General features: G+C 39.9%; 21 protein-coding genes. 11 read left to right on the forward strand and 10 right to left on the reverse strand.

The window, feature by feature from the left end:
• Positions 1-13 precede the first annotated feature (13 nt).
• Positions 14-1,279 carry an acyloxyacyl hydrolase gene (locus DW103_RS13180; RefSeq protein ID WP_122276946.1) on the reverse strand — a complete coding sequence of 422 codons (1,266 nt, stop codon included), beginning with the start codon at positions 1,277-1,279 and terminating at the stop codon, positions 14-16.
• A 110-nt stretch (positions 1,280-1,389) separates the two neighbouring features.
• Positions 1,390-3,186, reverse strand: coding sequence for a translational GTPase TypA (gene typA / locus DW103_RS13185; protein WP_122276895.1), 1,797 nt, complete (start codon positions 3,184-3,186; stop codon positions 1,390-1,392).
• A 171-nt stretch (positions 3,187-3,357) separates the two neighbouring features.
• Here typA and rpsO point away from each other — a divergent pair, with 171 nt between their 5' ends.
• The 3 genes from rpsO (at position 3,358) to DW103_RS13200 (ending at position 6,031) form a co-directional block, all read left to right on the forward strand.
• On the forward strand, positions 3,358-3,627 hold the full coding sequence (gene rpsO / locus DW103_RS13190) for a 30S ribosomal protein S15 (protein ID WP_122276897.1): 270 nt from the start codon (positions 3,358-3,360) through the stop codon (positions 3,625-3,627).
• A 151-nt stretch (positions 3,628-3,778) separates the two neighbouring features.
• Positions 3,779-4,363 (forward strand): helix-turn-helix domain-containing protein, encoded by a 585-nt coding sequence (locus DW103_RS13195; protein ID WP_122276899.1) that lies wholly within the window; start codon positions 3,779-3,781, stop codon positions 4,361-4,363.
• A gap of 12 nt (positions 4,364-4,375) precedes the next feature.
• Positions 4,376-6,031 carry an AMP-binding protein gene (locus DW103_RS13200; RefSeq protein ID WP_122276901.1) on the forward strand — a complete coding sequence of 552 codons (1,656 nt, stop codon included), beginning with the start codon at positions 4,376-4,378 and terminating at the stop codon, positions 6,029-6,031.
• Positions 6,032-6,194: 163 nt separating this feature from the next.
• Here the strand turns inward: DW103_RS13200 and DW103_RS13205 are convergent, their stop codons facing one another.
• Positions 6,195-7,280, reverse strand: coding sequence for a hypothetical protein (locus DW103_RS13205; protein ID WP_122276948.1), 1,086 nt, complete (start codon positions 7,278-7,280; stop codon positions 6,195-6,197).
• 227 nt (positions 7,281-7,507) lie between these two features.
• On the opposite strand from DW103_RS13205, the gene ahcY reads away from it, so the two are divergent.
• The 7 genes from ahcY (at position 7,508) to DW103_RS13240 (ending at position 13,749) form a co-directional block, all read left to right on the forward strand.
• Positions 7,508-8,926 (forward strand): adenosylhomocysteinase, encoded by a 1,419-nt coding sequence (gene ahcY / locus DW103_RS13210; protein ID WP_122276903.1) that lies wholly within the window; start codon positions 7,508-7,510, stop codon positions 8,924-8,926.
• Between the two features lie 77 nt (positions 8,927-9,003).
• Entirely contained in the window at positions 9,004-9,801 is a 798-nt protein-coding gene (locus DW103_RS13215) for a bifunctional 2-polyprenyl-6-hydroxyphenol methylase/3-demethylubiquinol 3-O-methyltransferase UbiG (protein WP_122276905.1), read from the forward strand.
• Positions 9,785-10,822 carry a dehydrogenase gene (locus DW103_RS13220; protein WP_122276950.1) on the forward strand — a complete coding sequence of 346 codons (1,038 nt, stop codon included), beginning with the start codon at positions 9,785-9,787 and terminating at the stop codon, positions 10,820-10,822. The genes DW103_RS13215 and DW103_RS13220 overlap by 17 nt, the downstream gene beginning before the upstream one ends.
• The gene (locus tag DW103_RS13225; protein WP_122276907.1) at positions 10,801-11,385 is read left to right on the forward strand and encodes an SIS domain-containing protein; all 585 of its coding nucleotides are present in this window, start codon (positions 10,801-10,803) and stop codon (positions 11,383-11,385) included. Before DW103_RS13220 ends, DW103_RS13225 begins: the two co-directional genes overlap by 22 nt.
• A 9-nt stretch (positions 11,386-11,394) precedes the next feature.
• Positions 11,395-12,087, forward strand: a complete 693-nt coding sequence (locus DW103_RS13230) for a nucleotidyltransferase family protein (RefSeq protein ID WP_122276909.1) — start codon at positions 11,395-11,397, stop codon at positions 12,085-12,087.
• A complete protein-coding gene (locus DW103_RS13235; protein WP_122276911.1) occupies positions 12,077-12,634 on the forward strand; it encodes an HAD-IIIA family hydrolase in 558 nt (185 codons plus the stop codon). Before DW103_RS13230 ends, DW103_RS13235 begins: the two co-directional genes overlap by 11 nt.
• Positions 12,631-13,749, forward strand: a complete 1,119-nt coding sequence (locus tag DW103_RS13240; RefSeq protein ID WP_122276914.1) for a glycosyltransferase — start codon at positions 12,631-12,633, stop codon at positions 13,747-13,749. Before DW103_RS13235 ends, DW103_RS13240 begins: the two co-directional genes overlap by 4 nt.
• 56 nt (positions 13,750-13,805) lie before the next feature.
• Here the strand turns inward: DW103_RS13240 and DW103_RS13245 are convergent, their stop codons facing one another.
• Genes DW103_RS13245 through DW103_RS13255 form a run of 3 tightly spaced genes read right to left on the reverse strand, consistent with a single transcriptional unit; the run spans position 13,806 to position 18,387 of the window.
• The gene (locus DW103_RS13245) at positions 13,806-14,225 is read right to left on the reverse strand and encodes a hypothetical protein (protein ID WP_122276916.1); all 420 of its coding nucleotides are present in this window, start codon (positions 14,223-14,225) and stop codon (positions 13,806-13,808) included.
• On the reverse strand, positions 14,222-16,723 hold the full coding sequence (locus DW103_RS13250) for a YfhO family protein (protein ID WP_122276918.1): 2,502 nt from the start codon (positions 16,721-16,723) through the stop codon (positions 14,222-14,224). The genes DW103_RS13245 and DW103_RS13250 overlap by 4 nt, the downstream gene beginning before the upstream one ends.
• Positions 16,724-16,743: 20 nt before the next feature.
• Positions 16,744-18,387, reverse strand: coding sequence for a phosphoethanolamine transferase (locus DW103_RS13255; protein ID WP_158576700.1), 1,644 nt, complete (start codon positions 18,385-18,387; stop codon positions 16,744-16,746).
• Between the two features lie 238 nt (positions 18,388-18,625).
• On the opposite strand from DW103_RS13255, the gene DW103_RS13260 reads away from it, so the two are divergent.
• Complete coding sequence (locus DW103_RS13260; protein ID WP_122276922.1) at positions 18,626-19,735, forward strand: glycosyltransferase family 4 protein; 1,110 nt, start codon at positions 18,626-18,628, stop codon at positions 19,733-19,735.
• A gap of 389 nt (positions 19,736-20,124) precedes the next feature.
• On the opposite strand, the gene DW103_RS13265 is transcribed toward DW103_RS13260, so the two are convergent.
• The 4 genes from DW103_RS13265 to DW103_RS13280 all read right to left on the reverse strand — a co-directional run bounded on the left by DW103_RS13265 (position 20,125) and on the right by DW103_RS13280 (position 23,781).
• Positions 20,125-20,337: a DUF3874 domain-containing protein gene (locus tag DW103_RS13265; RefSeq protein ID WP_158576701.1), complete on the reverse strand. Its 213-nt coding sequence runs from the start codon at positions 20,335-20,337 to the stop codon at positions 20,125-20,127.
• 722 nt (positions 20,338-21,059) lie between these two features.
• Positions 21,060-22,007: a class I SAM-dependent methyltransferase gene (locus tag DW103_RS13270; protein ID WP_122276926.1), complete on the reverse strand. Its 948-nt coding sequence runs from the start codon at positions 22,005-22,007 to the stop codon at positions 21,060-21,062.
• 18 nt (positions 22,008-22,025) lie between these two features.
• The gene (locus DW103_RS13275) at positions 22,026-22,820 is read right to left on the reverse strand and encodes a DUF5672 family protein (RefSeq protein WP_122276928.1); all 795 of its coding nucleotides are present in this window, start codon (positions 22,818-22,820) and stop codon (positions 22,026-22,028) included.
• Positions 22,821-22,836: 16 nt separating this feature from the next.
• Positions 22,837-23,781 (reverse strand): glycosyltransferase family 10 domain-containing protein, encoded by a 945-nt coding sequence (locus DW103_RS13280; protein ID WP_147381213.1) that lies wholly within the window; start codon positions 23,779-23,781, stop codon positions 22,837-22,839.

A 23,781-nucleotide genomic window follows, 5' to 3' on the forward strand; every position in this document is an offset into this window, starting at 1 on the left:
AACAAAATCGTGATTAACGGTGGAAGGCCGGATATTTATTATGGAAACGGAAACCGATTCCTAACATCAGGAAATTCGGAGTATGGAAATTTTGTAAACTATACCCGATATGGAGAAAGGTATTGCGCGTTATTTCCGTTTTCAACGCCAAAATCTGATAGAAGGCTTTCAAATCCCCTCCACCGTGAAGCACATTGACACCCAGTCCCACTCCAACTGTAAAATAGGGCATCACATACTCTCCCCTTGCGGAAAGTCCTAAAGCCAACTGTTTGTCGAGCGAAGGCTTGTAAAACTGCTGGGCAGTCCCTACTATGTAATCTTCCGTATAAACATTCGCACTTCCGTCATACACGCCATCAATCGAAACACCGGCACGAAACTTATATCCGAAATTATACATCGGAGCAAAATTAAATCCGAATACCGGATAAGCATCCGGAGAAGCCACTTCTTCACCCCCGAAAGGTACTCCCTTCCGGCGCCACGACCCGAACAGAACCAAGTCATAGCTGATATGACGGGGAAAATCAGGTATCGGATAGCGATACAGAGATTTTGAAGAAGAATATTCCGATCTGTTGAATTTATAGACTATGCCCAACTTCAACCCGGCCATGTTCAATCCGGCATTCGGGAATTTCGTATTGCCATTAGAAAAATGAGTAGCATCTACACCCGCCGTTAAATCGAATTGCCGGGAAAGCATCCAACGCAAGTAAAAATTAACGTTGAGATAAGCATTCACCTTCGACCCGAGAATATGATTGTACTGATTATAATCGGCATTGTAAGGCTTCCATCCTGTCGACACTCCGAAATTCCATTCATAATTGAATGAAAGCCGGGGAGTAAACTTAGCCAAACTGGCTCCTTGAAACAGATAAAATGTAATCGGGTCTCCCAACTCCATCCGATTACCAAAAGTATGATAACCTATACCAATTCCTTGATAAACTCCCCCATAAATCCGATCCGTATAAGTACCCGGCAAGAACTGAAAAGAGTATTTCAGATGAGCGGAAAGAGAATTGCGTATTCTCTTCATTTTATAATTATCCCCTTCCAAAAAACTATGCGTAGGAATAACATATCCGGGACGGACCTCCACACCTATCCGGTGAGAAATCTTCTTATTCATAAATAAAAAGGAAGTAGAATCCGGTTCATTTTCCAAAGGGGAGAAAAAGCCGTATCCTTCAGCAAAAACATAACCAGACAACAACAACATGGTTCCCCATAGAAGCAGCATTTTCCTTATCTGTATTATGCCTTTCATCAAATCGTATCAGCTCTTATTTACTTTTATAACTATATAAACAAAGAACCTTATGAAAAAAGCAGGACTTTTGTATAAAAAATATTTCTATAACAAAAGTCCTTAGTTCTTTATCTGCCCTGACGCTTGCGTTCTATTTCATCCAGAATAATCTTACGCATACGCATGCTATTCGGGGTAATCTCCACATATTCGTCACCTTTGATATATTCCAACGCATCTTCCAAACTGAATACCGTAGGAGGAGCCAATGATACTTTATCATCCGAACCTGAGGCACGCATATTGGTCAGTTTCTTTGATTTGGTTACGTTTACAACCAAGTCATTATCCTTCGTATGTTCACCGACTACCTGACCGGCATAGACTTCCTCCTGCGGAGCTATAAAGAAGCGTCCGCGAGATTGCAGGTTGTTCAATGCATACGCATAAGCCGTACCCGTCTCCATTGCAATAATAGAACCGTTCGTACGACGTTCTATTTCACCTTTCCAAGGCTGGTATTCCAAGAAGCGGTGTGCCATGATTGCTTCACCGGCAGAAGCGGTCAGAACAGCATTATTCAAACCAATGATACCACGTGAAGGGATAGTGAATTCCAAATGCATACGGTCATTCTTACTTTCCATCATTGTCATTTCCCCTTTACGCTTCGTCACCATATCGATAATACGGCTGGAACATTCTTCCGGCAGGTTGATTGTCAGCTGCTCAACCGGTTCACACTTTTCACCGTCAATTTCTTTGATAATTACCTGCGGCTGTCCCACCTGTAACTCATAACCTTCACGGCGCATCGTCTCAATCAGGACTGACAAATGAAGCACGCCACGGCCATACACCAACCAAGAATCGGCCGAATCAGTAGGAACTACGCGAAGTGCCAAGTTCTTATCCAATTCTTTCTGTAACCGTTCATATATATGGCGGGATGTAACATACTTACCCTCTTTTCCGAAGAACGGAGAATTGTTGATAGTGAAAAGCATAGACATAGTCGGCTCGTCGATAGCAATTGTCGGTAGCGGCTCCGGTTCATTGATATCGGCTATCGTTTCACCGATTTCAAAACCTTCGATACCAACAAGAGCACAGATATCCCCGGACTGGACGGAATTTACTTTCGTACGGCCTAAACCTTCGAAAACATCCACCTCTTTAATCCTGGATTTCACCATCGAACCATCACGCTTACAAAGCATAACATCCTGCCCTTCACGTAATTCTCCGCGATGAACACGACCTACCGCAATACGTCCCACATATTTGGAGAAATCCAGCGAAGTAATCAACATCTGGGGAGTTCCCTCCAATACCTGCGGTTCCGGGATGTATTCAATAATAGCATCCAGTAATGCTGTGATATCTTCTTTCGGTTCTTTATAATCCAATGACATCCAGCCTTGTTTCGCAGAGCCGTAGATAGTCTGGAAATCAAGTTGTTCTTCCGTCGCATCAAGACTGAACATCAGGTCGAACACCATTTCCTGAACCTCTTCCGGACGGCAGTTTGGTTTGTCAACCTTATTAATAACCACAATAGGCTTCAACCCCAACTGAATAGCTTTCTGAAGAACAAAACGGGTCTGCGGCATCGGGCCTTCAAAAGCGTCGACCAACAGTAAACAACCGTCTGCCATATTCAATACGCGTTCTACTTCGCCACCGAAATCCGCATGTCCCGGAGTATCGATAATGTTGATTTTATAACCTTTATAATTTATAGATACGTTTTTGGCAAGGATAGTAATTCCTCGCTCACGTTCCAGGTCATTATTATCCATGAACTGGTCCGGCTCTGCCTGTCCTTCACGGAAAAGCTTACCGGCTAATAACATCTTATCCACGAGCGTCGTTTTGCCGTGGTCTACGTGCGCGATTATCGCGATGTTTCTGATTTTTTGCATCGAAGACTAATTTATTGGCTGCAAAAGTACGATATTTTTACGATATGTATGTGACATTCATGCTTCAAAATGAAAAAAGTTCGCGAAAAAACCTTGCTAATCAAAAAAGTAATCCTTACCTTTGTCCCCGCTTAGATAACATAGTATTAATTTATTAAAGTACAAAGAATCATGTTTTTAGATTCAACAAAGAAAAAAGAACTTTTTGAGAAGTACGGCAAATCTGCTACAGACACAGGTTCTGCAGAAAGCCAAATCGCGCTGTTTACAGTTCGTATCGCACATTTAACAGAACATTTGAAGGTTAACCACAAAGACCATAGCTCCGAAAGAGCTCTGAAAATGCTGGTAGGTAAACGTCGTCGTTTACTGGATTACCTGATTAAGACTGATATCGAAAGATACCGTGCAATCATCAAAGAGCTTGGCATCAGAAAGTAAAAAAGTTTCTTCGCAAAAAATTATAAAAGGATGGCCCCTAAAAAGGTCATCCTTTTTTATTTTCACATTAGAATATTGTTATATAAAAATTTAATGTAAATTTGCCGCTCAAAGTAACAAATCAAAAGTATTCAATAAACAAATCATACTTATGGGAAACAACAAAATCATCGGAGACAAAATAAGAAGTATCCGTGAATCAAAGCAACTCATTATCGAAGAAGTAGCCGAACGCTCAGGACTAAGTATTGAACAAATCGAACGTATCGAGGGAAATGTGGATTTTCCATCATTAGCCCCCTTAATCAAAATAGCTCGCGTATTAGGTGTTCGTTTGGGTACATTTTTGGACGACCAATCCGAACTCGGGCCGGTCATCTGCCGCAAAAAAGACAGTAATGAAACAAATAGCATCGGTTTCACCAATAATTCCAGCCAGGCCCGCAAGCATATGGAATACCATTCTTTGTCGCAAGATAAATCCGGCCGTCACATGGAACCGTTCCTGATTGACGTTTCTCAATCCGAAGAGGGGGTCGATTTCGTTCTTTCCACACACGAAGGAGAAGAATTCATTTACGTACTGGAAGGCATTATAGAAATCAACTACGGGAAAAATACTTATATTCTGGAAGAAGGCGACAGTATCTATTATGATTCTATCGTGGCCCACCATGTACACGCAGCAGCAGAAAGTACGGCTAAAATACTCGGAGTAGTCTACACCCCATATTAATAGCGGATAACAATGGAATTGCAATTACAAAATAAAACATTGGGCCAGTGGATGGAACACTGGGCCGAAACGACTCCCGATAAAGAATATCTGGTATATTCCGACCGGGACCTGCGTTTCACTTGGAAAGAGTTTAACGAACGTGTAGACCGCATGGCTAAAGGAATGCTTTCCATCGGTATCAAACATGGTACACATGTAGGCATCTGGGCCACAAACGTTCCCGACTGGCTGACATTCCTGTATGCCGCCGCTAAAATAGGAGCCGTAGCCGTTACTGTCAATACGAACTATAAACAAAGCGAACTGGAATTCCTGGTAGAAAATGCCGATATTCATACTTTGTGCATCACGGACGGAGTGTTCGATGGAAGCTATATCGACATGGTCTATACCATGCTCCCCGAGTTAAAAGAAACACAGCGCGGCTATCTGAAAAGCAAACGGTTCCCGGTTCTCAAAAACGTTGTCTACATCGGACAGGAAAAGTTCCGTGGCATGTACAATACTCCGGAATTGCTTCTTTTGGGAGAAAATGTAAGTGATGACAAACTGGTTGAAGCCAAGAAACTGGTGCAGCCCCACGATGTGGTAAACATGCAGTATACCTCCGGAACAACCGGTTTTCCGAAAGGAGTCATGTTGACACATTATAATATCGCCAACAACGGCCTACTGACCGGCGAACACATGAAATTTACGGCAGATGATAAGCTTTGTTGTTGCGTTCCTTTATTCCATTGTTTCGGCGTTGTACTGGCTTCCATGAACGTCCTGACACACGGTTGTACGCAAGTGATGGTGGAAAGATTCGACCCGCTGGTTGTATTGGCCTCTATCCATAAGGAACGGTGTACCGCCCTCTATGGCGTGCCTACCATGTTTATTGCCGAATTGAACCATCCGATGTTCAGCATGTTCGATTTGACTTCCCTACGTACCGGTATCATGGCCGGTTCCCTTTGTCCGGTAGAACTGATGAAACGGGTAGAAGAAAAAATGTACATGCGTGTAACCAGTGTATATGGTCTGACCGAGACTTCACCGGGCATGACCCATTCCCGCATAGACGACCCGGCAGAAATCCGTTATAATACAGTCGGCCGTGATTACGAATTTACCGAGGTACGCGTCATCGACCCTGAAACCGGCGAAGAGTGCCCGGTCGGTGTACAAGGAGAAATGTGTAACCGTGGCTACAACAATATGAAAGGTTACTACAATAATCCGCAAGCAACTGCCGAAGTCATCGATAAAAACGGTTTCCTGCATTCCGGCGACCTCGGAGTAAAAGATGAAGACGGCAACTACCGTATCACCGGACGTATCAAAGATATGATTATCCGCGGTGGTGAAAATATCTATCCGCGCGAACTGGAAGAATTCCTATATCACCTGGAAGGTGTTAAAGACGTGCAAGTTGCCGCTGTTCCTTCCAAGAAATACGGTGAAGAAGTCGGTGCTTTTATCATTCTCCATGAAGGAGTTAGCATGACTGAAGACATTGTCAAAGATTTCTGCCGCGGGAAAATCGCCCGCCATAAAATACCGAAATACGTATTCTTTGTCAATATTTTCCCAATGACCGGTAGCGGTAAGATACAGAAATTCAAACTAAAAGACTTAGGACTACAGTTACTGCAAGAAAAGGGAATTACTCCGGAATAAATAAATAGCAATTCCCATATCCAAGGGCTGTCTAACGATAAAAGTTAGCCAGCCCTATTTTTTATTTACATTGAAAGCTATTCAATCTTTTACAAACAAAAGCAATATACCTAACAGAAAAAAATCGAGCACATATCTTTCACTCACTTATTGCCTTGTTTTCTCAGAAATCGATTTTCACTTGATAAGTATCCTTATTTTCAAAAAATGTCTGTTGCACCTCATACTCAGGAAGCCATACATACTTTTTTTCTCCCTTATACTCAGCTTCAAGCAAGAAAGTAAACCAACGATTATAAGGCAATTCATCAGTATGTAAAGGAGGAACCGGCTGGTCGTACAAATCAGGAACACCGGTAATCAGATATTCTCCCCTTTTATCCGTCTCATAAGTACGGTAAGGGGTTGCTATCAAATCATTAAACCACGCACGCGAACCATATAAATTCAATTTCACCCCTTTCTTTCTTTTACCATTTACATTTACAGATACTTGAATATTTTCAGGGAACATCTGTTTGAAAAAGCCAGGAAAGTCACGGCTCGGACGTTTGGACTTTGCCGTGTAGTTGATGATATTAACCGCATAAGAACTCCATTTATATGTATCAAAATGATTATTCATGACACAAGAAGCAGGGTCATATTGCAAATGATTTATCGGATTGTTCTTTGCCTCGATTTTGTCGGCATATAAATCCGTAACACCACGATAATGCCCGAATTCATGCGCTATTCCCCTATAGAAATAGTCGATACCGAACAAATCCTCATACTCCGTTTTACTACGACTGCGGCAAACAACTATATTCAGGTCTCCCGCACCTCCGCCACAATACCAGCCTTGTGCACTTTCTTCATCATCAAAATCAAGTATGGAATCAATTATCAACAGCACATCATGATTAGGGAAACCTTCACTCCTGTTATAGACACTCTCCACATGAAGCGAAGAACAATCATAAACCACCTGCAAATCAGGAACATAACGAAAATAATACTTAAAACGTCCGTCCCCCGCTTTATTCCAGAAATCATTTACCTGTTGAAAGAACGAATCCAGCTTTATCCGATAAGCTTCTATTCCTCCCCAATGCTCCACTCCGGCTTTATCCGCAGCCACAAATACCCTGTATTCAATCGTATCTAAGGGTTGAGAAACTACTTCCTGTATTGTTTTGGCATCCATCCAAGAAAAGAAAGGCAACAAAACAAGAATAATCAAACTCTTTTTCCAGTTTTTTTTCATATCAATATCCATTCAATTTACCGCAAAACTCAATCCTCTTATTTTGTAAGAGGTCAGGCAAAATTAGTAAATAAACAAGTGCCTGCATAAGAAAAGAGAGACTTTTGTCAGGGAAAGTCCCTCTTTTGATTCTAAACCATTCTTATTTTGATTTCAAAGCTACCTCCCCGTTGTTTCCAGCATAATTATTCTTACCTTTGCAGCATTAACAATTTTAGTATCAATTTATGTCACAATTATTTCCAACTAATCTGCCTTACAAAGTGGCAGATATGGGTTTGGCAGAATTCGGCCGCAAGGAAATCGAAATCGCCGAACACGAAATGCCGGGACTGATGGCACTCCGCAAGAAGTATGCCGACCAGAAACCCCTGAAAGGGGCCCGTATCACCGGCTCACTGCACATGACTATCCAGACTGCAGTGTTAATCGAAACATTAGTTGCGTTAGGAGCGGATGTTCGCTGGGCAAGCTGCAACATTTTCTCCACACAGGACCACGCCGCTGCCGCTATAGCTGCCGATGGTGTTCCCGTATTTGCCTGGAAAGGTGAATCATTGGAAGAATACTGGTGGTGTACCGACATGGCGCTTCGCTTTCCGGAAGGAAAAGGTCCGCATATGATTGTTGATGACGGTGGCGACGCCTCTTTGCTGGTCCACATGGGATACCGGGCTGAAAACGATGCCGAAACAATCAACCGTAAAGGAGGCAACCACGAAGAACAGGTTATCCTGGATACCCTTCATCGCATCCTGGCCGAAGATAATACCCGCTGGCATCGTACTGTTGCCGAGATGAAAGGTGTTTCCGAAGAAACAACAACCGGTGTACACCGCCTGTATCAAATGATGGAAAAAGGCGAATTGCTGGTACCTGCCATTAACGTAAATGATTCCGTTACAAAATCCAAATTCGACAATCTGTACGGTTGTCGCGAATCGCTGGCTGACGGTATCAAACGCGCTACCGATGTCATGATTGCAGGTAAAGTCGTAGTCGTAGCCGGTTATGGGGATGTAGGTAAAGGGTGCGCTCATTCCATGCGTACGTACGGTGCTCGCGTACTGATTACGGAAATCGACCCAATTTGCGCTTTGCAGGCTGCAATGGAAGGCTTCGAAGTAACGACAATGGAAGAAGCGGTTAAAGAAGGAAACGTGTTCGTTACAACGACAGGCAACTGTGATATCATCACCATCGAACACATGGCTCAGATGAAAGATCAGGCTATCGTCTGCAACATCGGTCATTTCGATAACGAAATTCAGGTAGACAATCTAATCAACTATCCGAACATCAAACATACCAACATCAAACCCCAGGTAGACAAATATACATTCCCTACCGGAAACTCTATCTTCCTGCTGGCCGAAGGCCGTTTGGTGAATCTGGGATGTGCAACCGGCCATCCTTCATTCGTGATGAGTAATTCATTCACGAACCAAGTATTGGCTCAGATGGACTTGTGGACAATGCCTTACGAAGTAGGTGTTTATCGTCTGCCGAAACGTTTGGACGAAGAGGTAGCCCGCCTGCACCTCGAACGCATCGGCGTTAAATTGTCCAAACTGACACAAAAACAAGCGGATTATATCGGAGTTCCGGTAGAAGGCCCGTACAAAGCAGAGCATTACAGATATTAATACTATAAAGAGTTGTTCCATAAGTCGCAATCCGGTATTGTCATACTTATGGGACAATCTTTTTTATTTCCAGCACTATGCAAAAAAGACATTCCGACAGGCTTTTATATTTTAATGAGCAGATTTATACCACCCGGAAATATGTTATCCCGTTTATCGAAAAACATCATGACGTCACAGGTGATATGTCTGTTCTGGAAATCGGTTGTGGCGAAGGAGGGAACCTTCAGCCTTTTCTGGATTTAGGATGTAAAGTCACGGGTATCGACATTTGCGAACCCCAAATCAATAAGGCAAAAGAAATCTACGCCAATCATCCCAATAAGCAAAACCTGACGCTTATTTGTGAAGATATTTACAAGGTAACGGATTTGGATGAAACATTCGACATCATCATTATACGGGATGTGATAGAACACATTCCCAACCAAGAGCGCTTTTTGCCATTTATCAAACGGTTTTTAAATCCTTACGGGGTTGTCTTTGTCGCATTTCCGCCCTGGCAAAATCCCTTCGGAGGACATCAGCAGATTTGTAACAATAAATTCTTATCCCATTTACCTTGGGTTCATCTTTTACCCCGCAGCTTATATAAAAAAGTGCTGGAATGGGGAAATGTGCAACCCGACGGCCTGCTGGATATCAAGGATACAGGTATTTCGCTCGAACGTTTCCTTTCTATCGTAAACAAAGAACATTATCACATTAAAGAGGAGACCTTGTATTTCATCAATCCCAATTATGAAATAAAATTCAAACTCCGTCCCCGCAAATTATGGGGAATACTAAATATTCCTTATATTCGTAACTTCTATACGACTTGCGGATATTATTTGTTGGATCTAAAGAATGAAAAACATGCTATACAGAAGTAAAGCTCCTTTCCGTCTGGGTATTGCCGGAGGGGGAACAGATGTATCTCCCTATTCGGAATTGTACGGCGGAGCCATTTTAAATGTGACAGTCAATTTATACGCACATGCCACTATCCGCCCGCTCGATACGGGCAAAATACGTTTTATACACATCAACAACCATATAGTCGAAGAGTTTGATGCCACCGATAAACTTCCTTTGGAAGGCAATCTGCTGCTCCAACATGGCATATACAACTCTATCGTCTCCAAATATAACAACGGGCAACCACTCTCTTTCGAGCTGATTACCAGTATGGACGTTCCTTCCGGCTCCGGGCTGGGGACCTCTTCCACTCTGGTGGTAGCCATTCTGGGAGCTTTTTCCGAATGGTTGAAACTACCGTTAGGGAAATACGACATTGCACATTATGCTTACGAAATAGAACGCGTCGACCTGAAAATGGCCGGAGGCAAGCAAGACCAATATGCCGCTACATTCGGCGGTGTTAACTTTATGGAATTTCTGGCAGACGACCGTGTCATTGTCAATCCTCTCCGCATAGACGAAGACATTCTCCGGGAGTGGGCTATGAACACCGTTCTTTTTTATACGGACCAACAACGCTGTTCCGCCAATATTATCGAAGAACAGGCCGAGAATGTAAAAAAGCAAAACTCGGACTCTTTAGAGGCTATGCATAATGTAAAAAAAGAGGCATTCCGCATGAAAAACTGTCTGCTTAGAGACGAATTGTGGGAGCTGGGAAAGGCGCTGAACACAAGTTGGGAAAGTAAAAAGAAAATGGCCCGTCACATCTCGAACGAATTCATCGACCAGATATACGAAACAGCTATCGCCAACGGAGCCTTGGGAGGTAAAATCTCCGGCGCGGGAGGTGGAGGTTTCATGTTCTTCTACTGCCCCGGAAACAGTTGTTATTCCGTATCCGAGGCACTTGGCAACCTACACGTAGGGAAAGTACATAATTTTGAATTTTGTAAAAAAGGACTCACAACATGGACAGTAAAGAAACCATAAAAAAAAGACTGGCGCAGCATCAGGACACCATACAAAAAATCATGGCAGATGAAAAACTGCAAGATGCTGTCAACGAAGCTGTTGAAACCATTATTACCTGTTTCAAATACGGAGGTAAAGTCTATTTCTGCGGAAACGGAGGCAGTGCGGCCGACGCACAACACTTGGCTGCCGAATTTTCAGGCAGATTTTATATAGACCGGGCAGTGTTGCCTTCGGAAGCCCTGCATTGCAACACTTCTTATTTGACAGCCGTAGCCAACGACTATTCGTACGACATTATTTACGCCCGTCTGATGTCCGGTTTGGGCAAACCCGGAGACGTGCTGGTGGGTCTCTCCACTTCCGGCAATTCCGCAAATATCCTGAACGCATTCGATGTTTGTAAAGAAAAGGGCATCACCACTATCGCTTTCACAGGTGAGAACGGAGGAAAAATGCGCACCAGTGCAAGTATCCTGATAAATGTTCCCTCGATAGATACCCCTCGTATCCAGGAAGGACATATCACAATCGGACATATTATCTGCGAGCTGGTGGAAGCGGCTATTTTTGCTAAATAAGAGAGTAATATGGAAGCCGTAATATTAGCCGGAGGAATGGGAACGCGGCTCCGAAGCGTCGTTTCGGATGTCCCGAAATGTATGGCACCGGTTGCCGGCAAACCTTTCTTGCATTATTTACTGAATACGCTGGAAAAAGCCGGATTCACCCACATTATCCTGTCGCTGGGCTATAAACATGAAATGATAGAAGAATGGATACAGACGGTTTCTACTTCCATGCGTATCTCTTTTGTTATCGAAGACCACCCGTTATGTACCGGAGGAGCGGTCAAACTGGCATTATCGAAAGCCGAAGAACCGGAGATTTTTATTCTCAACGGAGATACTTTTCTGGAAGTCCGGTATGCCGATATGTTGAAGTTGCATAAAGATACAAAAGCCCATGCGACCCTCGCACTCAAAGAAATGCACGATTTCGAGCGTTACGGATCAGTGGAAATCAATCCAGAGACTCATCGTATCCTGCAATTCCACGAGAAGCAATTCTGTAAATCCGGCCTGATAAACGGTGGCATTTATCTGATAAACCGGGATGAACTGGCCGGGTATCCGGAAAAGTTTTCTCTGGAAAAAGAATATTTCGAGAAAAACGTCACCACTCGTATCCTGTCCGGATACCTGTGCGACGGTTATTTCATCGACATCGGTATCCCGGAAGATTACGCACAGGCACAAATCGATTTCAAAAATGGAAAATAAAAAACGATATAATACGCTTTTTCTGGACAGGGACGGCGTCATCAACAAACAACGTCCGGATGATTACGTCAAATCACCGGACGAATTTGTATTCATTCCGGGAGCCATCGAAGCCTTGAAAGAGCTTTCTTCTTATTTTAAATATATCCTGATTGTCACCAATCAACGGGGAGTCGGGCGAGGACTGATGAGCTTGGAAGACCTTGAAAAAGTCCACCGCCACATGCTCGATACCATACAGCACCAGGGAGGGCATATCGATAGGATTTATGTTTGTACAGATACGGACGACAACTGTCCCGACAGAAAGCCCAACCCGGGAATGGCTTTTCAGGCCAAACAGGATTTTCGGGACATCGATTTCTCACAAAGTTGGCTGGCCGGAGACAGTATTTCCGATATCCGATTTGCAAACAATGCCGGTATTCCGGCTGTCTTAATCGGCAATAAATATAAAGATACAGAACTTGACGGGCTACGCATCCGACTACGATGTCCGGATTTATTTACCTTTGCAGAATTAATCAAGAAAGAAGCTAATATATGAAAATTGCTTATCTCTCGACATTTTATCCGTTTCGTGGTGGAATTGCCCAGTTCAATGCGAATCTATACGAAGCGTTAAAAGCTAATAACGAAGTAATTCCGTTTACTTTCAAAAGACAATATCCGGACTTTCTTTTCCCCGGCAAAACTCAATATGTAACGGCAGAAGATAATGCACATGTCATAGACAGCATCCCTGTACTGGACACGGCAAATCCTTTTACTTACCTGAGTAGTGCCGGTCGAATCGCCAAAGAACAGCCGGATATCCTGATTATGAAGTATTGGATGTCTTACTTTGCCCCTTCGCTCGGAACAGTTGCCCGTAAACTGAAAAAGCAGGGGTGTAAAGTCATTACGATATTGGATAACGTCATCCCCCATGAACAGAAATTTTTCGACAAGCCGCTAACCAGCTGGTTCCTGAAGCAAAATAGCGGCTTTATTGCCATGAGCGAGTCCGTCCGGAACGATTTGTTGTCTCTCCGTCCGGATGCCCCGCATATATTAAAAGCGCATCCTTTATATAATCACTTCGGTGAAAAAGTAGATACCTTGGAAGCCCGAAAAGCATTGGGAATTGATACGGACAAAAAAACTTTATTATTTTTCGGTTTAATCCGCGATTACAAAGGACTTGATTTATTAATCGAAGCTGTCAACCAACTCGACGACAGTTTCCAGCTCATCATCGCAGGTGAAAGTTACGGTAGCTTCGACAAATATACAGAGCAAATCAAAAACAGTCGTAACCCGAATAAATACAAAGTATTCAACCGGTATATCAGCGACAATGAAGTACCGTTGTTCTTCTCAGCATCAGATGTTTGTATCTTACCTTACCGTTCAGCCACGCAGAGCGGCATCACCTCCATCGCTTATCATTTCGAACTACCATTGATTGCTACAAACACCGGAGGTTTGGGAGAAAGTATAGAAAAACCGGGAGTCGGTCTCATGGTTTCTGAAATCAGTGCAGTTTCCATCGCAAATACCATCCGACTGTTCTACGAACAAAACCGTCAGCAGTTCATCTCCAATATACAAAAAGAAAAAGCAACATTGACTTGGGAAAAGTTCGGGGAGGCATTGATTTCTTTTGCAGGAAAGCTATAACATCAAATTATAAAAAAGAGAATATTGCAATTAAAATCTATTGCCGTATTCTCTTTTTATTTTTTAGCACGATAAGCCTGATTAGGGTGATTAGGAGCATCCGGATACAATCTCGTCAAACGGCTAGTTGCAAGTAGTTCAGGTATCAATTCATTTTTAATATAGGCAGAATTTCTATCCACCAATGTTGCAATTTGGACGATTGTTAAATATTTTTCCGAACATACGTCCACAATTATTTCCATCAGTTCATTCTTACTTATTCTTTTCTTTTTCCTTTTAGCTTGCAAGGTTATATCTTTTGCACTTTCATCTTCGGATGCACTCTCTGAAAATACAGTCACCATAAACCCCGCAGAAATATTTTCAAAAACCGGGAGCTTTAGTCCCTCTTTTCTGAAATAATCTAATACACGTTGAATACCAAATGACTGCTTAAATTCGGCATATTGACTTTCTGACTCCGGCAAATTCATTTACTTGTCGTTTTCCAATATTTCCAACCAGACCATCCTATCGCTACTACCAGCAATAACAATATCAATAGCGAACTATAAGAAGAAATATAGGTGGCTGTGATATAACCTTCCGGCTTAAATTCATACACAATGGTATGTTCTCCTGCCGGAACTCGCATAGCACGTAAGGTCCAATCGGCACGGAAATGGGGAACTTCTTTGCCATCGATAGTTGCTTTCCAGCCCGGCTGATAATAGATTTCAGAGAACACAGCCAACTGCTCCTTATCCGTTTTACTCTTATAAACCATACGGTTCGGACGATAACTTTCCAGCACAATTGTAGCCGTAGAATCCCTTTCAGGAACAAACCCTTCCACATCCTTTGCAAAACGTTTGTCCACAACAGCCGTTACCAGCGGATTAATCGTATTCAAAGCTTCAATTTCCGCATCCGCATTTTCCACAATCTCTACCTTATCCACAAACCAAGCATTACCGAAAGCATAAGGATTGCGAATAGGAGCCTGTCCCGGATTATATATTAAATAACGCATATTCAACATATTCAAAGAAGGAGAGGCTGCAAACGCCGGTACAATGTCTTCCACCCCTTTAGCACTTTGCAAAGCTTTTACAATACCACTCAATTCCTTATTCAAACGGTGGTCGATTAATTCCTGGTATCGACGCAATTTAGCAGCATGGTAACCACCTATCGATTTATGGAAAAATGCAGTATTCGTTTCCTGCCAAGGGTTATTAATATTCAAAACACGGTAAGAAGGGTCTGTATCTTTTAATATTTCATTATCAGCAGCCGTTGCTTTATACGTTTCCTGTGGACGTACTTTCGAGAAATTACTATCATTCAGATAACGTTTATCCACACTCCACAAGTCTATCAAAGTCAAAACAGCCAAGCCTACGGTAGCCAATAAAATAGAATTCTTTTTTCCTCTGCTTCTCCATCCCCATAAGACTAAAAGAGCACCCAATACAATAAATGCAAGAGAACGCAACGCATCAGCCGAACAAAGCGAAGCACGGTCTATCAGCAAAGAAGCATAATACCATTCCGGCACTTGGTTCTGAAACTGAGCATCGTAGGTAGACTGGAAATTGAGTAATAAAGAAGGCATCAGCCAGAGCAGCAAAGAAAGTCCGCCTGTAATTCCCAACGCCCAGAAAAAGCCTTTCTTAAATAACTTTTCATCCGTCTCTCCGAAGAAAACCTCCTTCAAGCCCCAAACGGCAATAATAGGGAAAACAAAACCCGGTATCACCAATGCCATTTCCGGAGTACGGAACTTATTATACATCGGTAAATAATGGAACATAAAATCATTGAATAGACTAAAATTCCGTCCCAATGCCAGAAAAGTGAAAAACAAAGCACCGGCAAACATCCACCATTTCATGGAGTTCCGAATCACAAACATACCCAATACGAATAAGAAGCAGACAATAGCTCCGAAATAGACTGGTCCGGAAGTAAAGATTTTATCTCCCCAATATGTATATGTCTGGACTTCTTTCCCCACTTGAGCTCCATTCTTTCGCAATTCTTTATACAATTCGGAAGAGCTATCCAATGTACCGCCGGAAGAACCACCATATACATTCGGGACCAAAACAGTCATCAACTCTTTCCAACCATAACTCCATTGAAAAGCATACTCTTTATCCAGACCGGATGATGCTGTTTCTTTCTTTTCACCTGTCTCTATTTTAGTAAGTTCCGATTTCCCGCGAAGACTTGTCTGGCTCATTTCATAGTTTCCGTACAAATTACCTAAATTAGGACTTACAGCCAACAAAACACCGACAACCATCAAGCCCGTTATTTTCAGTAAATCTTTATACTTTTTCTGAATAATTTCCCGATATACAAAGCCCAGATAAACAAAGACACAGAATAACGCCAAATAATAAGTAATCTGTAGATGGTTTTCAAAAACGGACAACGCGACACCTACAGTAAATAAAACAACACCCCAAAGCAACTTTCGCCTAAAAAGCAATGTCATACCCGCCAGTACCAACGGCATGTAAGCAATGGCATACGCTTTGGTATTATGTCCGGCTTCAATAATAATTATATTGTAAGATGCAAATGCAAATGCAATAGAGCCCAATAAAGACAACCAGAAACTACATCCCATCACACACATCAAAATATAGAATGATAATGCACCTAAAAAAAGAGGGCGAATAGAAGAATAACTAAATAAAGAATGAAATTCCAAGACCCCTAAATGATTCTCTGGAAGGCCATAAATTGCGACCTGATAAGCCGGCATACCTGAAAACATGGAACCTAACCAAGCAGAAGATTCTCCTTCTTCCTGATAATATTTCAACGATTCCTCCGACATCCCTGAGAAATGTTGGGTATCACCTTGCTGAATCACTTTACCATCCAGCACCGGGCTGAAATAGATATAAGTAAATGCCAGAAATACGCAGAATGCCACCACATGCGGCACTAATTTACGCCATTGAATATTCTTCATATCTATACAATTTATTATTATCAATCATTTAATAAGACACCTTTATTTTCCGTTGCATCATAATCATGACCTAATATTAGTCTTTTACGATTTTCATCATAAGCCGGATTTATGACACTCTTCGCCGGAATAAAAGAAGGTGTTTTTATATCCGCTAAATCAAGAATTGTATGAATCACATCATCCGTCATATAGGAACGATTGACGGATGAAAGTATCAATGATACTTTCTCCGGATAATTTTCTCTGAAAATTCCGGAAGTCCAAAATAAAAACGGTATCTCTACCATATAACCGGAAAACAATTCTGCAGAACGACTATTATTATCACGAAAATCATATACTTCCTCTGCATGATCCGAGAAATAGAGCACAACGGCTTCTTTATCTTTAAAACGATTTATTATTTCATTGATTACAAAATCATTATAAAGAACACTATTATCATATTCAGCCACCAACGATTTTTTATAGCTGTTGTATGGCAAATCCACGTCTTTTCCCGAAAACTTATTAAATGATTCCGGATAACGGTTGATGTATCTGAAATGAGAACCCAGCAAATGAATCACCATAAAATTCTTTTTACCCAAGCTATCCATCTGAGCATCCAAAAGTGGAAGCAGATTTTCATCAAAATCACCGTATTGTTCCTGCATATTTTTCACAGATACAAACTTATGATAATCACAACGAGAGGCCAATGCAGCAGGCAAATTTCCAAAAATGCCAAAACTCTCTTGGTTTGAGAACCAGAAAGTCTTATACCCGGCCTCTTTCATAACGTCGACTAATATATCATATTTATACCATTCCTGATTAGAATCGTTATCATAGAAAGTCAGTACTCGCGACATTACATCCAATGTCGACAATGAGGGACTTACTACATTATTAAAACGTATCAGTTCGCCTTTTTCCCTTAATGCAGTCAATAAAGGGTTGGTAGGCTTATCATAAGCATAAAGGCTCATATGATTACGAGAAAGTGATTCTCCCAATATCAATACAATATTCTGAATAGTAGAGGCATTTTCTGTAATTTGTGGCGGATCTTTTTGCAAATTGGCCAACAACTCATCGTAAGCTTTAAAATCGGACTGAACTAATGTATAAGAATGGACAAGTCTCTGAAACGGGCTCATAATCCTATAACTTATCAGCGAATTAAAGAAACAACGATATTCAGCAAAACCGAAAACGCCTCCCCCTCCAATCAAAAGTAAAAGCAACATCCATGCGGATAACCGAAAAGAGAAAAGAGAAGTAATGCCCTTTTCTATCTTTTTCCTTATTTTGAATACTAAATAAAACAGGATGACCAGTAAAAGAACGATTCCCAAAAACTCCAAGGATAAATAATTCTGAATAAATTCATGTGCTTCCCGCCCATTCGTCTCCAAAAAGATTTGTATCGTAGATGCATTAAATATCGTCTTAAAATTAAAGAATACAAACATTTCGGTAATGAACAGCAACGCAGAAATCAAAAGGCTCGCCCAAGTAACGCATTGTTTTAAAAATTTCCCCGGTATCCACTCTCTTAAACAAGCTATCAAATAAGAAATGAAAAATATACTCACAAAAGCCATTGGCAACTTAATTACCACAAACAAAGGCGTTTCCAATGCTATGGTATATAGAGCTCCAATCGTGAAGTTCAAAAAAAACAGCAGTAAAATAAATACAGAATTCTTTACAAATAGCTGTTGAATTTTACTTACAAAACTATTTGTAGAGCATACTAAATCATTCATTTTCAACATTTCGATATTTATTTGGCAAAGATACAAAACCTTTCGATACAAAAAGAGGCTGCCTACCTCAATTAGCTAAAAATACACGTACTATTTCATTTAAAAGAAAACAAATCCTACTTTTGTCACAAAATAGAGACAGCAAATGAAGCAACTACTCTTTATCAGATATCGCAAATCCGACAGTATTGATGCCGGAGGCGAACAAGGAACAAATGCCAACTATCACGTTTTATGCCAAATATTCGGGAAGGAAAACATTACAGTCTGCCATATCCACGAAAAACAAAGCAAGATAAAAATGTTGTTACAAGCATTTTCTATCCTGCTGAACTTCCTAAGGGGATACTATTATGGCTTATCCCCCAGAAAAGTAAAAGAAATAGCCGCTCTCGGCATGGAACATCCCTATGTATTTATCGACAGAAGCATTTTCGGAGTGATTGCCAAAGAATTAAAAGAAAAGGCTTATAAAGGAAAAATCATTACTTTTTTTCACAACGTCGAATCTGTTTATTTTGAAGCCAAGATAGGAAAAAATAAACCCTGGTGTCCGATTATCGTCAATTGCGTCACCCGTAACGACCAGTTGGCATGCGATTATTCCGATGTGATAATTGCCCTCAACAAACGCGACGAACAAGAAATCATCCGACGTTATAAACGCAAACCGGATATATTATCGCCTGTCGTTTTCAAGGATACTTACAAACAGACAGAATATCCGGCAGGTGACACACAGCCGGTACCAACCTGTCTATTTCTGGGGACTTATTTCCCGATGAATGTTCACGGTATTCTTTGGTTTGTACACGAAGTACTCCCCAAAGTCAACATCAAACTGCAAATTGTCGGAAAAGGGATGAAAGCCATTCTTCCACAAGTAGAAGGCTATAAAAATATTGAAGTATTCAGCGATGTCCCCAATTTGAAACCCTATATCGAGAATGCCGATTTCATGCTTCTTCCCATTTTCGAAGGTAGTGGCATGAAAGTCAAAACTTGTGAAGCCCTCATGTACGGCAAGAATATCATCGGCACGACCGAGGCCTTCGAAGGATACGAAGTCAACTTCAACAAGATTGGTGCCTGTTGTAATACCCAAGATGAATTTATCCGGGCACTGAACCGGGTTTCAGAACATCCGATACCCAAATTCAACCGATACGCACGGGAAGTTTTTGTTAACAATTATTCAGAAGAGGAACGAAAAAAACGTTTTGAAGAGGTAACAATTTACCGGCACACCATCTAAACGAGGTCCGGTTATTTAGCTTATAAATAATTCGTTCTTTTTTGCAAAGGACTTATTTCATAAGAGTTTTCGTCGATAATCTTTCAGCACACTACAAGAAATCTTCAGGCATGGACGAATATTCTAATATTTATGGCAAAATCATAGAATACAAATAAAAAGCCGAAATTTAACTTCCGGCTTTTTGAATTATATCGTCAACAAAAAATCAGACAGAGCATCAATATCAGAAAACTCTTTTACCTCACTATTCTCTTTAATTCAGCACGCCCCAGTAATTGCACCAAAATCATCCTTCATCATTCAGGACAAGCATAAACAACACTATGCACTTTATGCTGAAGGATACCCCGGATAAATCATTCAGGAATGCCGCTTTTTCTATTTTCTTAACGCAAAATCAGTTCATAAACATTGCCATTAACGGTATGCATTCCCCGGATTCCGGACGCATTCAGCATCCTGCCGAATGTCAGAGAAGAGGTATTGCTGAATTTACGTTTCGAACGTTTGGAGATAATATCCAGCAATTGCACCGCCGTATACTTCTGTCCCGTTTCATCTTCGGCAGGCAAGCGGAAATAACTAAACAGATTTCTCACTTTCGTCTTCAATTCCGGAAGGAGGATTCTTAAAAAACTGATACTTAGCTGTCATAATCAAACCAATTAAGATATCTCTTCTTCCTCCCTAGAAAGTAAGACGTGATATATTAGAACTCAAGGTAGTTCATACCACCCATTCTCTTTTTCACTCCGGCCAGCAAGCTTGACGAGGCAGGTAAACAAGATTAACGACCCAGGTCAGCAACCTTTGCGAGCCGGGAGCAAAGGAGACTAAGTAGCATCTAAAGATACAAAATATTCCTTGAATTACAACAGTTTCCTGCTATATTAATAATAAAATAAAAGGGATTCTTTTGTCCAGGAAAGAAGCTGAATGATATGAAAGATACCTTCAGGGGCATCATTCAGCGTAATTGGCAGATTGATAGGCGTTTATTAGGGGTTTGAAGGTTGAAGGATGAAATTGAGGGAAAACGTAAGAGTGGTTATATCTGAAATAAGAACACAACTAATTTTACACCAACATTTTCAACCCCATATCCATTCCATTTATCTGTAAGAAATCAGAGCACAGACAAAACTATCACGTCAATTAAAATTGCACAAAATATAAGTCAGGTACTTATCCTATCTAATATAGGTAAAATCAGACAAATAGATAATTAATAAAAAGAAGAAAATCTAAGCAATATAAGATATTTAGAGTACCCTCTCCCCAAAACCAAGTAATAAATATGAAACAATCATCAGAAATAAGGTTATTCTTTTATCAAATAAAAACAAGCCTGGTCCCCATCTTTAAGAGAATTCAACAAATCAGCACTTTTTTTAAAAGTGCTGATTTCTCTAGAAGTAAAAATATCACTATCATTAGCTATTGCTATATCTCTCATATATTTCTCTGACTGAATGAATTGATTTGCACGACTATCATATACTGTTCTTAGTATCTTCAAACCATTATTCTGAGCAAGTATGTTAATGCTTTTTACAGTATGTAAGAATAAATGACGAGGTGCATCTATCTGGAACCAATCTATCCCATATTTACGCCAAGCATAACTATCAACAAGCGGTACTCGTAACATAATCATTCCATTAACCGATAAAATAGTAGATAACTTTTCAAATACTTTTTTAGGCTCAGGCATGTGTTCAAACGAATGATGTAACATAATGAAATCATACGTTTTATCAAGCTGATATATATCTTTTTTATACACACAAACACCATTTATATATTTGATATCTTCTTTTAAGTATGGATCAATTCCTTCCAAATATTTAAAACCACATTTCTTCATTTTTAGCAAAAGTTTTCCTGCACCACAACCAATATCCAAAACTTTTGAGTTATAATTTAGATAAGCCCCTGATACACCAGAAAAATAATCTGCATATAACGATTTATACAAACATGCTATTTCACCCCAAAAACAATAATGAGAAATTCTGCTCTTCAATACTTGAGATAATAAGAAGTCCGTAATTTTAGATTGCAATGAAGTGTGACCACTAAAAATACCATAAGAATAATAATTTGATGGATAATATTTATCCAAATTTTCAGGTATATTCAAAATTTGTAAACATCCACATAGCGGGCATTTAAAATATTTAAACTGATCTTTATATCCAAACATCATTTCTTTAACAACATATAGAGTGTTATTTTCTATATTACCACAAATTCCACACTTACACATATCTTCGTATAGATTTAGTTATTTAATATATTTCTTCCAAAAAATATCATACTCCCATTTATCCCAAGCATGACAACCAAATGGTAAATTATGATTAGTTAGTTCAAACAAATATGAGGGATACATTTCAAATGAAAATAAAGCAGCCTTTTCTACTGTCGGAATTCTAAAAGGGTTACGACGTTTAAAAGCCAGCGAGGAGAAAAATAAATCTTCATTTTTTTTATTAATTCTTATATGTCCACTAATAGTATTCCCTCCAAATAAAAAATAAAACAAATATACTACTTTATGCAAAACTCCTCTATTCCTTATATGGGTTAAAACACCTTTCCAAGTTAAAACATTATGTTCTTTCGAAGATAATGACAGAATAAAAGAATCAACCTTTCTTAAAGAAAAACCGCCATTACCACAAAAAGCACTTAATGCCGTTTTTGAATCAAACCATGGGGCACCAATATAGTCATACCCCTCTTTACACCACATTTCAAGTTGATCACTAAAAACATACGCATCAAGCTGGTATATAAGAATATACTCATAACTTGAAAAAGTTGTATAAAAAGAAATATTTAGCATAAGAGAATTATATCCCTCTATATTTTCAAAAAAACAATTATCAAAGTATTTAACATTCACAGGAATATTATATTTATCAAATATAGTTTTATATTCAGTTATTTCCAAATTATATGGAGCAACTAAAAATATCTTATACCGATACAATATTTTCAAACATTTCGACAAAGAAAGAACCTCATTATCAGACAATAATTCTTTATAAATCGGTATTAATATTGCAATTTTCACATCAAACAAAAGAATACTAAAAGTTCAACAATCTACGAAAAATGGAATATGATAAAAATCTTGAAAATCTAGCCTCGCGAAATTTCTTCATTACACCAAAGCCAAAATCTGTACGGCGACGGGCCTTTTCTATTGGTTGATCAAAAATATTACACAAAAACAATGCCAGTTCTTTCTCCCAATTTTTTTCAGCCTGATCTTGAGTCAACCAAGGTTGAGAAAGTTTTTGTAAGTAAGCGTCATCATCATTATCCAATCGGACAATCTCTTCAATAGCTTCTTCAAAAGAAGAGAACGACTGTAAATTAATAATAGATGCCACATTAAAATCCAAATGAACATTTGGATTTCCCCAATATATTGGGAGCGAATTAACCACCATAGGTTCCATCAACTTCTCTGTTGTATATCCAGACAAAGAACTGTTTTCAAAAGCAATAGTAAACTTGTAATCTTTAATAAAATCCAATTTATTCTGAACCGGACCACCTACATTATTCAATAAACGTCCACCAGAGTCTACCTTTTTATATTTGGATAGTTGATGAAAAAACTTTTCACGAAGAGGGATTGCATATTTCGAGTTTGAATATACAAAATTGCAAAATTTACGGTTAGACAAGAGCTTATCTATAGTTTTTTCTTTATCCATAAGTTTATTATACCCTTCATATAATAAATACTCTGGATATCTAAAACTTCTATCTTCAAAAGTAAAATATTGAAACCCTATTGCATAATCACAAAAATTAAAATCAGGAAAATCATTTTCACCTGTATAATATATTTTTATACAATTCTTATATTCTAAATGATTATCTCCAAATACAGAATAAAATAAATAATCTGGCTTCGCATCTATCTCCACATCATAATAGCATGTCAATATATTCACAAAATAATTATCAAAACAATTAAAACCATCCCAAAAATCAACAAAGTTTATTTTTATCTTCTTCAT

Source organism: Parabacteroides sp. AM08-6 (genome assembly GCF_003473295.1).
Classification (GTDB): domain Bacteria; phylum Bacteroidota; class Bacteroidia; order Bacteroidales; family Tannerellaceae; genus Parabacteroides.